The organism is Methylobacterium sp. P1-11 (assembly GCF_008329595.1).
In the GTDB taxonomy this organism is placed as follows: Bacteria; Pseudomonadota; Alphaproteobacteria; order Rhizobiales; family Beijerinckiaceae; genus Methylobacterium.
This window is the reverse complement of sequence record NZ_NPKS01000004.1, coordinates 112,816-126,443: the sequence shown is the minus strand read 5'-3', so window position 1 is coordinate 126,443 and position 13,628 is coordinate 112,816. Positions and strand designations below refer to the sequence as shown.

11 protein-coding genes are annotated in these 13,628 nt (G+C 67.8%); 4 read left to right on the top strand and 7 right to left on the bottom strand.

The window, feature by feature from the left end:
• Nucleotides 1-124 precede the first annotated feature (124 nt).
• Both fghA and CIW48_RS05850 read right to left on the bottom strand, forming a co-directional pair.
• On the bottom strand, nucleotides 125-958 hold the full coding sequence (fghA, locus tag CIW48_RS05855; protein ID WP_149309919.1) for an S-formylglutathione hydrolase: 834 nt from the start codon (nucleotides 956-958) through the stop codon (nucleotides 125-127).
• A 214-nt stretch (nucleotides 959-1,172) separates the two neighbouring features.
• Nucleotides 1,173-2,309 carry an S-(hydroxymethyl)glutathione dehydrogenase/class III alcohol dehydrogenase gene (locus CIW48_RS05850; protein WP_149309917.1) on the bottom strand — a complete coding sequence of 379 codons (1,137 nt, stop codon included), beginning with the start codon at nucleotides 2,307-2,309 and terminating at the stop codon, nucleotides 1,173-1,175.
• Between the two features lie 491 nt (nucleotides 2,310-2,800).
• Between CIW48_RS05850 and CIW48_RS05845 the strand changes: the two genes are divergently transcribed.
• From CIW48_RS05845 to CIW48_RS05835, 3 genes are all read left to right on the top strand, one after another.
• Nucleotides 2,801-3,037 carry a hypothetical protein gene (locus CIW48_RS05845; RefSeq protein WP_246695142.1) on the top strand — a complete coding sequence of 79 codons (237 nt, stop codon included), beginning with the start codon at nucleotides 2,801-2,803 and terminating at the stop codon, nucleotides 3,035-3,037.
• Nucleotides 3,037-3,189, top strand: a complete 153-nt coding sequence (locus tag CIW48_RS33150) for a hypothetical protein (protein WP_173009185.1) — start codon at nucleotides 3,037-3,039, stop codon at nucleotides 3,187-3,189. Before CIW48_RS05845 ends, CIW48_RS33150 begins: the two co-directional genes overlap by 1 nt.
• A 194-nt stretch (nucleotides 3,190-3,383) precedes the next feature.
• Nucleotides 3,384-3,965, top strand: coding sequence for a hypothetical protein (locus tag CIW48_RS05835; RefSeq protein WP_149309912.1), 582 nt, complete (start codon nucleotides 3,384-3,386; stop codon nucleotides 3,963-3,965).
• 40 nt (nucleotides 3,966-4,005) lie between these two features.
• Here CIW48_RS05835 and gyrB read toward each other — a convergent pair whose 3' ends face one another.
• From gyrB to CIW48_RS05810, 5 genes are all read right to left on the bottom strand, one after another.
• Nucleotides 4,006-6,450, bottom strand: coding sequence for a DNA topoisomerase (ATP-hydrolyzing) subunit B (gene gyrB, locus CIW48_RS05830; protein WP_149309910.1), 2,445 nt, complete (start codon nucleotides 6,448-6,450; stop codon nucleotides 4,006-4,008).
• A gap of 179 nt (nucleotides 6,451-6,629) precedes the next feature.
• The gene (locus CIW48_RS05825) at nucleotides 6,630-7,592 is read right to left on the bottom strand and encodes an aldo/keto reductase (protein ID WP_149309908.1); all 963 of its coding nucleotides are present in this window, start codon (nucleotides 7,590-7,592) and stop codon (nucleotides 6,630-6,632) included.
• 5 nt (nucleotides 7,593-7,597) lie between these two features.
• Nucleotides 7,598-8,242: an MBL fold metallo-hydrolase gene (locus tag CIW48_RS05820; RefSeq protein ID WP_091777362.1), complete on the bottom strand. Its 645-nt coding sequence runs from the start codon at nucleotides 8,240-8,242 to the stop codon at nucleotides 7,598-7,600.
• Nucleotides 8,243-8,331: 89 nt separating this feature from the next.
• On the bottom strand, nucleotides 8,332-8,715 hold the full coding sequence (locus CIW48_RS05815; RefSeq protein ID WP_149309906.1) for a hypothetical protein: 384 nt from the start codon (nucleotides 8,713-8,715) through the stop codon (nucleotides 8,332-8,334).
• A 67-nt stretch (nucleotides 8,716-8,782) separates the two neighbouring features.
• The gene (locus tag CIW48_RS05810) at nucleotides 8,783-10,450 is read right to left on the bottom strand and encodes an alpha-amylase family protein (protein ID WP_149309904.1); all 1,668 of its coding nucleotides are present in this window, start codon (nucleotides 10,448-10,450) and stop codon (nucleotides 8,783-8,785) included.
• A gap of 152 nt (nucleotides 10,451-10,602) precedes the next feature.
• Between CIW48_RS05810 and CIW48_RS05805 the strand changes: the two genes are divergently transcribed.
• Nucleotides 10,603-13,623, top strand: coding sequence for a transglycosylase domain-containing protein (locus tag CIW48_RS05805; RefSeq protein WP_149309902.1), 3,021 nt, complete (start codon nucleotides 10,603-10,605; stop codon nucleotides 13,621-13,623).
• Nucleotides 13,624-13,628 lie beyond the last annotated feature (5 nt).

The window sequence follows — 13,628 nt, the reverse complement described above, 5'->3', positions numbered from 1 at the left end:
TGAAAGCCGCCAGGGCTTCCCGAAAGCGGTCGGATCGCCTCCCGCCGGCAAGCGCCCTGGACGGCATCCTGCACCCGATGGCGCGAGGCATTGCTCCCCGACTGCGCTGAGGGTGCTGACAATATCACTTCAGGCGCGCGGCAGCCCAGGCGATATGGTCGGCCATGAAGGTCGAGATGAAGAAGTAGGAATGGTCGTAGCCCTCGCGCATGTTGAGGGTTAGGGCGATGCCGGCCTTCTCGCAGGCCTCTTCCAGCAGCCAGGGGCGAAGGCCGTCCTGAAGGAAGCTGTCGGCAGTGCCCTGATCTACCAGGAACTCGGGGAAACGCTTGCCGTCTTCGATCAGCGCGGTGGCGTCGTGGGCGCGCCAGGCGACCGGGTCGGAACCGAGATACTTCTCGAAGGCCGGCTTCGACCAGCCGGCCGTGGAGGGCTGGGCGATCGGCGCGAAGGCGGAGCAGGACTTGAAGCGCTCCGGGTAGGTCAGCGCGATGGTGAGCGCCCCGTGGCCGCCCATGGAATGCCCAAAGATGCCCTGGCGGGTCATATCGGCGGGGAATTCCTTCGCGATGAGCGCAGGCAGCTCTTCCGTGACGTAGCTCCACATCCGGTAATTCGTATCATAGGGCGCCTGCGTGGCGTCTAGGTAGAAGCCGGCGCCGGAGCCGAACTGCCAATTGCCGTCCTCGTCCGGGATGCCGGGGCCGCGCGGGCTGGTATCGGGGGCCACGATGATGACGCCATGCTCGGCGGCTGCGGCCCGGTATTCGCCCTTGTCCATGACGTTGGCGTGCGTGCAGGTCAGTCCCGACAGGTACCACAGCACCGGGACCGGGCCGTTCTCGGCTTGGGGCGGCACGAACACCGCGAACGTCATCGTACATCCCGTGGTCTGCGCATCGTGCTTGTAGACGCCCTGCGTGCCGCCATGAGCGCGGGCCTTCGAGATGGTTTCCATCAGCTTTGTTCTCCTGCTCGGGAGGCGAAAGCCCCGCACCGGGGCTGGATGGTATGTGACGGGCTTCGACAGAGCCCGGCGACGGTTGGATCGCTCGCGTCGTGCCGGTGTCGCGCGTGGGCGAAGGGCAGGACGCCGGCGTCCCCCGCGAGGGGAACGATTTGATGGGACGCGGATCCTCGGACCCAAAGGAAAGGATCCGCGTCCATCATTCTCAGTAGACGACGACGGACCGGATCGACTTACCCTCGTGCATCAGGTCGAAGCCGTGATTGATCTCTTCGAGCGGCATGGTGTGGGTGATCAGATCATCGATGTTGATCTTGCCCTCCATGTACCAGTCCACGATCTTCGGCACGTCCGTGCGACCGCGCGCGCCACCGAAAGCCGAGCCCTTCCAGACGCGACCGGTGACGAGCTGGAACGGACGGGTCGAGATCTCGCGGCCGGCCTCGGCCACGCCGATGACGATCGACTCGCCCCAGCCGCGATGGCAGCACTCGAGAGCCTGCCGCATCACGTGGACGTTGCCGGTACAATCGAAGGAGAAGTCGGCGCCCCCGCCGGTGAGATCGACGATGGCCTGAACCACCTTGTCGGTTCCAACCTCGGTCGGATTGATGAAATCGGTCATGCCGAATTTGCGGGCCATAGCCTGCTTCTCCGGATTGATGTCGACGCCGATGATCTTGTCGGCCCCGACCATCCGGGCGGCCTGGAGGACGTTGAGACCAATGCCACCAAGACCGAACACCACCACGTTGGCACCAGGCCAGACCTTGGCAGTGTAAATTACAGCGCCGATACCTGTGGTCACGCCGCAGCCGATATAGCAGATCTTATCGAAGGGGGCGTCTTCGCGGATCTTAGCGAGCGCAATAGCCGGCAGGACCGTGAAGTTCGAGAAGGTCGAGCAGCCCATGTAGTGGAACACCGTGCTCGAACTGCCGGGGCTGCCGCCGGTGGAGACGCAGGAGAAGCGGCTCGTGCCGTCCGGCATCACGCCCTGGCCCTGGGTCGCTCGGATCGCCGTGCAGAGGTTGGTGCGCTGTGAGAGGCACGACTTACAGTTGCGACACTCCGGCGTGTACAGCGGGATCACATGGTCGCCGGGCTTCAGCGTGGTGACGCCGGCTCCGACCTCACGGACGATGCCCGCGCCCTCATGGCCGAGGATCGCCGGGAACTTGCCCTCAGAATCGAGACCCGAGAGGGTGTAGGCATCGGTGTGGCAGATGCCGGTGGCCATCAACTCGACCAGAACCTCACCGGCCTTGGGCCCCTCGATGTCGATGGTCTCGATCGTAAGAGGCTTTTTAGCCTCCCACGCGACCGCGGCGCGCGTCTTCATCACGTCTTCCTATTGTCTGGGAGATCACGGACGGCGCCGAACTGCCGACTCTTCGGCGCACCTCGCTCAAGGGCAGCGCACCGAACGGTCCGAAAATCTGCCGCGTGTGTGCTGCTTCTGACGTCAAGATGCAACGTCCTGCCCCCGTGTTGAGTGCATGGCTCCAGCGTTCGGCAGGTCCGGGGAGTGGGTGGCATCCGCACCCCCTGACGCGCTGACTCCGGAGTGTGCTAACAGCCACATCGCCGTAGGCAGTCGGGTGAGCTTCACAGCGGTATTGGGGGCCAAATGGAGCGTCGGTTTGGAGTGGGCCCCTGGGGGTGGACGGATTGGCTGGGCCTGATTGACTGATTCGCCGGGTCTTCGGAGGATGAAGGCCATGGCCCGACCTCGTTACCACAGCATCGCGTTCAAGCGTCAGGTCGTACAGGAGTCCCTGTCTGGCGAGACGCTTTGCGGCTCGGCCAAGCGCCGACCTCTCGCGCAACCTCGTGCGCGCCTGGGGGCAGAAGTACGAGGCTGGCGCGCTCGACGACGATGCGGCAGCCGCCGACACGATCCAGGCCTATGAGGCGCGGATCGCCGCGCTCGATCGCCTTGTCGGCCGACAGGCGCTTGAGCTTGAGTTTGCAAAGGGGGCGCTGCGAAGCACGCCGCTGCCGAGAAGCGGGCCTACGTCCGTGATCACCGGCCCGATGGTCTCTCCGTCGCAGCGGGATGCCGGCTGATGGGCCTCGCGCGCTCCACCTACTACGACGCTCCGCCCCAGGCTGCGGACGACACCGCGCTCGTCGGAGCCATGGCCGGGATCTGCGACCTGTTCGAAGCGTACGGTTGGCGACGCGTCCAGGCGGTCCTGCGCCAGCAGGACTGGTGGTAAACCATAAGACGGTCCGCCGCCTCATGCGGGAGCACGATCTGCAACCGCGCGTCCGATGCCGCTGTGTCATGACCACCGATCGCGATCGCGGTGGCGCGATCTTCCCGAACCTGGCCAAGGACATTGTGGCAGTCGCCTGCGGGGCCTGACCGGCGCGCCTGGATGCGCACGGCGGCCTTGCGGTGGACGCTGCCGTGAGTTCCAAGAAAACCCCAGCACCCAAGACGCCAAGCTGCATTGAGGGTCTGCGCAAGACGGACCGCCGCGCTGATGACCTCGACCATCTCGATCAGGCGTTCGCGGCCCCTGGCGTCTGCCACGGCCGGCAGAAGCTGCCCCGGGCTGACCTTGCCCGCGCCCTGACGGTACCGTCGGTACTGGCGGCGTCGATGTTGTACGAGGCGCTGACGCCGGTGCTCCGCCGGCCGATCGAGCGCGGCCAGCACCTTGCGACGGTCGTCTCGGTCGCGATCGCGGATTGGATCGACCCGGTCGAGGTTGCCCTACGGCGAGCGCATCGCTGGAAGTACGTCTTCAGCTGCCTCCCGAGGCTGTCGCCGCACATCTGCTCCGGATGGGAGAAGCGGATATTTGAGCGTGCCCCGATCATGCCGGCGACCGTGTTGACGCTCGAAGGCCGGGGTCAACTTCATGCGGCACGACATGAGAACGTCGCGGCCGCCGGGCTTGGTGCGGGCTGCAACCGCGACGGTGGACAGTATGCCGCGCGGTCGCCAGCGCCAGGTTTCTCAGTAAACCGGGACAGAAAATCCTGACCTAAGGACAACCTTCATCGAAAAACGACGCCGCTCGCCCTTAGACGTCCAGATTGGCGACGCTCAAGGCGTTCTCCTGAATGAATTCGCGCCGCGGCTCCACGACGTCGCCCATCAGCTTCACGAACAGGTCGTCGGCGTCGGTCACGTCCTTGACCTTCACCTGCAGCAGCGAGCGCACGTCGCGATCGAGGGTCGTCTCCCAGAGCTGCTGAGCCGTCATCTCGCCGAGGCCCTTGTAGCGCTGGAGTTGCAGGCCCTTCCGGCCGAAGGCCATCACCGCCTCGAACAAGGCCACGGGCCCGTGCAGCACGGTCTCGTCGGATTTGCGCATCAGGGTGGCGGGCTCGCCGTAGATCTCCCGGAAAGCTTCGGCCCGCTCGGACAGGCGGCGGGCTTCCTGCGAGGCGATCAGCCCCGCATCGAGCGTCGCCACTTGTCGGACGCCGCGGAGCGTCCGGCTGAGGCGGTAGCCGCCCTCGAAGGATTCGCCCTGCCAGCCGCGCTCGATCTCGTCCGCGATCGCGTCGAGCCGGCGAGCGGTCATGTCGGCCAGCACCTCGGCCTCGCCGGCCCGCGACGCCGCTTCGGCATCGAAGGCGCCAGCCAGGACGGCCTGCTCGACCACGGCGCGGTCGTAGCGGGTGTGCAGACCCTGCAGGATGTTCCGGAATGTCCGGGCCTCCTCGACCAGACTCTTGAGCTGAGGCCCGGCGAATTCCGCACTGGTGGACAGGCGCAGGACCGCCCCGTCCGTGCCCTGATCGATCAGGTAATCCTCGAGGGCGCGCTCATCCTTCAGGTAGATGGCCTTCCGGCTGCGCTCGGCTTTGTAGAGCGGCGGCTGCGCGATGTAGAGGTGGCCGCGCTCGATCAGCTCCGGCATCTGCCGGAAGAAGAAGGTCAGGAGCAGCGTCCGGATGTGCGAGCCGTCCACGTCCGCGTCGGTCATGATGATGATGCGGTGGTAGCGCAGCTTCTCCGGGCTGAAGCCCTCGCGATCCGTCGAGGAGCGCCCGATCCCGGCGCCGAGGGCCGTGATCAGCGTCCCGATCTCGGCCGAGGACAGCATCCGGTCGGCCCGCACGCGCTCGACGTTGAGGATCTTGCCGCGCAGCGGCAGCACCGCCTGGAAGGTCCGGTCGCGGCCCTGCTTGGCCGAGCCGCCGGCGGAATCACCCTCCACCAGCAGGATCTCGCACTTGGTCGGGTCGCGTTCCTGGCAGTCGGCGAGCTTGCCGGGCAGCGAGGCGATGTCGAGGGCGCCCTTGCGGGTCACGGTCTCGCGGGCCTTGCGGGCCGCCTCGCGCGCAGAGGCGGCGAGGACCACCTTGCCCATGACCGACCGGGCCTGGCTCGGATTCTCCTCGAGCCAGGTCGACAGGCCTTCGTTGAGGACGTTCTCGACGGCGGGCCGAACCTCGGACGAGACGAGCTTGTCCTTGGTCTGGGAGGAGAATTTCGGGTCCGGAACCTGGACGGAGATCACCGCGGTGAGCCCTTCGCGGCAATCCTCGCCGGTCAGCGAGACCTTCTCCCTCTTGGCCACACCACTCGACTCGGCATAGCCGGTGATCTGGCGGGTCAGCGCGGCGCGGAAGCCGGCCATGTGCGTGCCGCCATCCCGCTGCGGGATGTTGTTGGTGAAGGGCAGGACCGTTTCGTTGAAGGAGTCGTTCCACCAGAACGCGACCTCGACGCGGATTCCGTCGCGTTCGGAACAGACGACCACCGGGCTGGCCATGCCGTCGATCGGCTTGCGGGAGCGGTCGAGATACCGGACGAAGGCCTCGATGCCGCCTTCGTAATACAGCTCCTCGCGCTTTCTCTCGGCGTGCCGGGCGTCGGTCAGGACGATGCGCACGCCGGAATTGAGGAAGGCCAGCTCGCGCAGGCGCTTCTCCAGCGTCCCGTAGTCGAACTCGATCATCGTGAAGGTGTCTGTCGAGGGCAGGAAGGTGACTTCCGTGCCGCGCCGGCCGTTGCCGGGCCCGACCACGTCCAGGGGCGCCACGGCATCGCCGTGGCGGAATTCCATCGCGTGCTCCTTGTCGTTGCGCCAGATGCGCAAGCGGAGCCACGACGACAGCGCGTTCACCACCGAGACGCCGACGCCGTGCAGGCCGCCGGAGACCTTGTACGAATTCTGGTCGAACTTACCGCCGGCGTGCAGCTGGGTCATGATGACCTCGGCCGCCGAGACGCCCTCCTCCTTGTGGATGTCGACCGGGATGCCGCGCCCGTTATCGGAGACGGTGCAGGACCCGTCGGCGTTGAGGGTCACGGTGACGAGGTCGGCATGGCCGGCCAGCGCCTCGTCGATGGCGTTGTCCACGACCTCGTACACCATGTGGTGGAGGCCTGAGCCGTCGTCCGTATCGCCGATATACATGCCGGGCCGCTTGCGGACGGCGTCGAGGCCCTTCAGCACGCGGATGGATTCCGCGCCGTAATCGGCGGGCTCGGTTTGGGGGGTGTCGGCCATGAACTTCCTCGGGCAGGCGGGCCTGATCGCGTCGGTGGCAGATGCGCCGTCGGGGGCCCGCGCCTGAACTCTCGCTTGGTCCGCCTGATATAGGGGTTCCGCGTTGAGATTGCACGATTTTACGGGCCCGCGGCGGACCCGTCCCGTCGCTTTTGTGACGCTCCCCGCTTAACGCCGCGTTAGCCCTCGATCCCGCCTGCGCTCGCCGCATCGAGCCGGCCGACCGCTTCTGTCGAAAGGGTCAGCCGGGCGGCGCCGAGGAGTTCGTCGAGCTGTGCCACCGAGGTCGCGCTGGCGATCGGTGCGGTGATGCCGGGGCGGGCGATGATCCAGGCGAGCGCCACCTGGGCCGGGCTTGCGCCGTGGGCCTGCGCGACCGCATCGAGGACGTCGAGCAGAGCGAGGCCGCGCGGGTTGAGGTACTTGGCGACCCGGTTTTCCCGGGCGCGCCCCGCCGCGTCCTGAGGCGTGCGGTACTTGCCGGTGAGGAAGCCGGCCGCCAGCGAGAAGTAGCCGATGACGCCGATCTGCTCGGCGCGGCAGAGCGGTTCCAGCTCGGTCTCGTAGCCGCGCTGCGCGAGGCTGTAATCCGGCTGGAGGCACTCGTAGCGCGGCAGTCCCGCCGAGGCCGCGATCGTCAGCGCTTCCTTCAGCCGGGCGGCATTGTAGTTCGAGGCGCCGACGGCGCGGACCTTGCCGGCCGCGATCAGGCGCTCATGGGCCCGCAGCGTCTCTTCCAGCGCCACATCCGCATCGTCGATATGGGACTGGTAGAGGTCGATCCGGTCGATGCGCAGCCGCCGCAGCGACGCCTCGCAGGCCCGCTCGATATGGGCCGCCGAGAGCCCCTTGCCGGCCTCGCCCATATCCATGCCGACCTTGGTCGCCAGCACGATCCGGTCCCGCACGCCGGGACGGGCGGCAAGCCACCGGCCGATCACCGTCTCCGATTCTCCACCGACGTGACCGGGGGCCCATCGCGAATAGACGTCGGCGGTGTCGATGAAGTCGAAGCCGCACTCCACGAACCGGTCGAGGATCGCGAAGGAGGTGGCCTCGTCGGCAGTCCAGCCGAAGACGTTGCCGCCGAGGCAGAAGGGGGCCACCGTGATGTCGGAGCGGCCGATGCGGCGCTTGTCCATGGGCGTCAGTCCTGCAGGAACGGATTCGAGACCCGCTCCTCGCCGAGCGTGCTGGTCGGTCCGTGGCCCGGGATGAAGGAAACGTCGTCGCCCAGCGGCAGCACCTTGTCCTTGATGGCCCGGATCAGCTGCTCGTGGTTGCCGCCAGGCAGGTCAGTGCGGCCGACCGAGCCCTTGAACACCACGTCGCCGACCAGCGCGAAGCGCGCGTCCCGGCTCACGAACACGACGCTGCCGGGCGAGTGCCCGGGACAGTGGAGGATGTCGAAGCCGAGGCCGCCGACCGTCACGGCATCGCCCTCGTCGAGCCAGCGGTCGGGCGTGACGGGACGGGCCGCGCCGAGCCCGTAATTCGCCGCCGTCTCCGGAAGGGAATCGAGCAGGAACTTGTCGGCCTGGTGCGGGCCCTCGATCGGCACGCCGAGCCGCTCGCGCAGCTCGTCGGCGCCAGCAGCGTGGTCGACATGGCCATGGGTCAGCAGGATCTTCTCCACGGTGACCCCCTGCTCGCGGATCGCCGCCTCGATCCGGTCGAGATCGCCGCCGGGATCGACCACGGCGCCGACCTTGGTGGCGTCGTCCCAGATCAAGGTGCAATTCTGCTGGAAGGGCGTGACCGGGATGATCCCGGCCCGTGGCGTACCTGGCATGTCGTCCCGCGTGTTGGCAGCGCCGCTCCGGACGCCCTCGACCGCAGTTTAGCGCAGAACGCCGGTGGGCGGCACCCTGTGCGCCACGCTCAGGCCGCGTCGCCCTTGGGGCGGCGCAGGCCGTCGTGAAGCGCCAGCATTTCGGCCATGCCGAGCGCCCGCGAGCTCCAGCGGGTCTCCGCGGTGTTGACCTGCGTGAATCGGTCGTGGGACCGTCCGCCGTAGGCTCCGAACAGGGTCCTGCCCGCCTCGACGGCAGCTTCGCCCCGTGCCGCCTCGTCCGGCCGGTCGATCCGGTAGGACGGCGTCGGCGACCGGCCGGTCACGCCGATCCGCACCCAGGCGTCGCCGTAATGCTTCTGGCACATCCGCATGGTGACCAGGACCTGGCGCAGGTAGTCTTCACCGTCAACGATATCCGGCAGGATTTCGGCGATCGTCGCGTCCGAGGGATAATGCTTCGTCCGGGCCATGCTACACCTTGCTCAGGCGTGTCCTACCGTCTTCGCCGGCCGAGGGCGAGCCGGGCGCCGGTTTTCCTCACGCCGGCCGCCGCTTCAGCAGCGCGTCGAGCCCGCCGACGCGGAACCAGTGATAGCCGTATCCTTCCAGGAACAGGCAGTGGCGGCCGTCGTCGCCGACCTCGCTGCGCGAGCCGGTGAGCACGTCGACGAGGATGTCGTGCTCCGGATCGTCGGATCCGGACGCCATCGCGACCTCGACGGGCTCCGGCGCGAGATTGTGGACGCACAGGACTGCGTTGCCGCGCCAAGCGTAGCGCAGCGCCAGGACCGTGGGGCGCTCCGTCTCCATCGCGACGACGTCGCCCCAGCCGATCTCCGGCACCTCCTTGCGCTGCCGGATCATGCTCTGCATCCAGTTGAGCAGCGAGCCCGCCTCGTGGCGCTGGTCGGCGACGTTCACGTGCGTGTAGCCGTAAGGCCCGTGGTCGATGAGCGGGAGCACGGTTCGCCGGGCCGTCGAGAATCCGCCGTTGTGCTCGCTCGTCCACTGCATCGGCGTGCGGGCGCAGTCGCGCTCCGGCAACGCCAACTCGTCGCCCATGCCGATCTCGTCTCCGTAGCGCAGGACCGGCGTGCCCGGGAGGGTGAACATCAATGAGTAGGCGAGCCGGATGCGGCGCGGATCGCCCGCCAGCATCGGCGCGAAGCGGCGGCGGATGCCGCGGTCGTAGAGCTGCATCCCCTTCTCGGGCCCGAAGGCATCGAACACGGCCTGGCGCTGCTTGCCGGTCAGGCGTCCCAGGTCGAGCTCATCGTGGTTCCGCAGGAAGATGCCCCACTGGCAGGAGAGCGGGCGGGGCTTCGTCTGCTCGATCGCCTTGACCAGGGGCCGCGCGTCATGGGCCGCCAGCGCGTAGAAGGTCGCCTGATTGACCTGGAAGTTGAACATCATGTGCATGCGGTCGGCGTCGTCGCCGAAATAGTCGAGGTCCTGTTTCGGCAGGATGTTGGCCTCGGCCAGGATGATGGCGTCGCCCTGGCGCCACTGGAGAAACTCGCGCAGGTCGCGCAGCATCTCGAATTGCTCGCGGGGCTTGCCGCCGACATGGGCGCCCTTCTCGGCGATGACGAACGGCACCGCGTCCATGCGGAATCCGGAGACGCCGAGCTGGATCCAGAAGCCCATGATCTTCAGGATCTCGGCCAGCACCTCCGGATTGGCGGTGTTGAGATCCGGCTGGAAGTTGAAGAAGCGGTGGAAGTACCACGCCTTCGCTTTCGAATCGTAGGTCCAAGTGGTCTTCTGCACGCCGGGGAAGACCATGCCCTCGTCGGCGGTGGCCGGCCGATCCTTCGACCAGACGTACCAGTTACGGAAAGGCGAGTCCGGGTCGGACCGGGCCGACCGGAACCACGGGTGCTGATCCGAGGTGTGGTTGACCACGAGGTCGATGAGGACGCGAAGGCCCCGCTGTTTGGCGGCGTGGGTGAAGGCGACGAAGTCGCCGAGCGAGCCGTAATCCGGATCGACGCCGTAATAGTCGGCGATGTCGTAGCCGCCGTCCTTCTTGGGCGAGGGCTGGAAGGGCATCAGCCAGATCGCGGTGGCGCCCAGACCCTGGATGTAGTCCAGCCGGCGCTCCAGGCCGGCGAAGTCACCGATTCCGTCTCCGTTGGCATCCATGAAGGTGCCGACGGACAGACAATAGATGATCGCGTTCTTGTACCACAGGTCGTTGATCATGAGCCCCCCGGCGTCGTCACGCCTCACGAACGTGGGACCCGGCCAAAGCGTTGCCGTTCGGAATCTCCTTAAATCAGCCGCGTTGTGCACGCCCTGTTCAGGCGCGCACCCGAAAGGTCCGCACCCCGTCGCGTCCCCCGATCCCGGCCCGTATGAACGCCATTCTGATCAAGCTGTTCGCGACCGCCCTGACGCTGAGCCAGGTGACGACCCGGCCGGATGCGGTCCGGACGCGGTTCGATCCCGCCACGGACGGGCCCGAGGTGGTGCGCCTCCTGCGCGACGGCTGCGCCCATATGCGCAAGTCCTTCGACATCGAGGACATCAACCTCGACGAGCTGATCACCACCGCCATGGAGGATCCGTCGACCGTCGCCGGTCCGGCCGCGCCGAAGATCCTCCACGGGCTCGACCTGAACGAGCTGAATACGAGCTACAAGCAGTTCTGCAAGGGTGAGAACCCGGCGAACTCGCCGTTCGACGCCAAGGCGGTGATCGAATTCTACGACAACGCCACCAAGGACCTGCCCAGCGCCGAGGCCCTGCGCGACAAGGCGCTGCCGGGCATGACGCGGATTCTCGACGGCGCCGGCAAACCCTTTGCCGAAGCCTCCGAGGCGAACGGCCGTCGGATCGTCGTGCCGATCACCGCAGTCCCGGCCCTCGTGCAGAAGGCCTTCATCGCCGCCGAGGACAAGCGTTTCGAGACCCATCACGGCATCGACGAGCGCGGCGTGATCCGCGCCTTCATCGCCAACCTCGCCTCGCCTGGCCGGCCGGCCGGCGGCTCGACCATCACCCAGCAGGTGGTCAAGAATCTCTCGGTGGGCGACGACGTCACCTACGAGCGCAAGATCCGCGAGATGATCGTCGCGTCGCGCCTGGAGCGGATTCTCACGAAGCCGCAGATTCTCGGCCTCTACCTCAACGGCATCTATCTCGGCCGCGGCGCCTACGGCATCGAGATGGCGGCGCAGAGCTATTTCGGGAAGCCGGTCGGGCAGCTCACCCTGCCGGAGGCGGCGTTGCTCGCCGGCATGCCCAAGGGGCCGAACTTCTACAGCCCCGACAAGTACCCGGACCGGGCGCGCGAGCGGCGCGCCTACGTGCTGGCCCGCCTCAAGGAAGAGGGCGCCATCACGGAAGCCGAGATGGCCGCGGCGATCAAGGCCGATCTCGGGCTGAAACCGATCGAGACCGCGCGGCGCGATTCCGGCTTCTACGTGGTGGATTTCCTCAACCGCGAGGCGCGCACCTTCGCGGGGGTGGAGTCCCTGACCTCCGGCTCGCTGACCGTCCGGTCGACGATCAATGCGGGCCTGCAGCGCGGTGTCGAGGAGGCGCTTCAGGACGGGCTCGCCAATTACGAGCGCTCCACCGGCCGTCAGGTGTTCACGGGGCCGGAACTCAACCTCGCCGACAGCATCCGCCGGATCCAGGCCGCCACCCCGGCGCCGGAAGCGACGGCCCAGGCCGCGCCTGCGGTCACCGGGGCACGGGCGGAACCGCCTCGGCCCGACGCGAAGGCCCGTCGCGGCGAGAAGGTCGCGGCTGCGCCCCAGAAGAAGCCGGCCTGGCTCCTGGCGCTGGAGAGCGCCCGCCCGGTCCTCTACGACGTCCACTGGCCGATGGCGGTGGTGCTGGAGACCGGGCGCGGCGGCATGAAGGTCGGTCTCTCCGACGGCCGCACCGCTCTCCTCGACCCCGGCATCGCCCGGAGCAAGCTGCAGCTCTACGACGTGATCCGCGTGAAGGTCGCTTCGGGCAAGGGCGGCCTGCGCGCGCAGATTCGCGTGCGCCCCACCGTCCAGGGCGCGGCGCTGGTGCTGGAGAACCAGACCGGCCGGATCCTCGCGATGGCCGGCGGCTTCTCTTATCCGTTGAGCCAGCTCAATCGCGTCACCCAGACGGTGCGCCAGCCGGGCTCGACCCTGAAGCCGCTGACCTATCTCGCGGCCCTCAATGCCGGCCTGCAGCCGAACACCCTGGTGATGGATTCGGCCGTCACCCTGCCGCCGATCGGCGCGACCGGCGATTCCTGGTCGCCGAAGAACTACGAGGGCGGCGGGTCCGGCCCCACCACCCTGCGGCGCGGCCTCGAATTCTCGAAGAACCTCGTCACCGCCCGCCTGCTCCAGGGCGGGATCGCCCCAAAGGCGCCGGCGAGCCTGAAGCGGGTCTGCGACATCGCCCTCGAGGCACAGATCTATGCCGAGTGCGAACCCTATTATCCCTTCGTGCTCGGCGCGCAGCCGGTGCGGATGCTCGATCTCGCGGGCTTCTACGCGGCGGTGGCCAACGAGGGCGCGCGACCGGCACCCTACGCGCTCGAATCCGTCGAGCGGGACGGCAAGCCGCTCTACGCGCGCGCCGCCAAGGAGCCGGTGCGCATCGCTTCGGCGGACCGTGTGGCCTTCTACCAGCTCAAGACCATGCTGCAGGGCGTCACCCAGCACGGCACCGCGGCGGCGCTGTCGAAGGTCTCGGCCTACGTGGCCGGCAAGACCGGCACCTCGGAGAACGAGAACGACGCCTGGTTCGCCGGCCTGACCAACGAGATCTCCGTGATCGTCTGGGTCGGCTACGACAACGCCGACGGCACCCGCAAGACCCTCGGCCGCGGCCAGACCGGCGGCCACGTCTCGGTGCCGATCGCCGCGGCGATCCTGCAATCGGCCTGGGCCAACGGCATCGGCAAGACGCCGCTGCGGGGCCCCTCCTCCGAGGCGCGGCCCTTCATAGCCGATCTCCCGATCGATCCGCGCAGCGGCGTGCGGGTCGCAGGCGGCGCCTTCCTCGAGCATTTCCGCACCAGCGGTGACGGTCGCATGGCCGACACGCAATACCGCCTCGTGCCACGTGAGACGCTCTACGCCATGCGGCCCGACGCCCAGGACGGCGACCTCGCGGGCGACGACGGCGCGAGCGTGGCCGGCGACTATTACGGCAACATGACCGGCGAGCGGCCGCGGGCCGACTTCCTGGACCCGTTCGGCGAGCGACCGGCGCCGCGCAGCCGCCGCGCGCAGGGCGATATGGATCTCACCGGCGAGGATCCCTACAAGCCCTGGCCCGGTCAGACCAGCCGTTCGCCCTTCGGCGGGGATGACGACGTGCGCCGGCCGCGCCGCCGCGACCCGGACTACCTGTTCGGCGAAGACCCCGGTTACTGACTGCC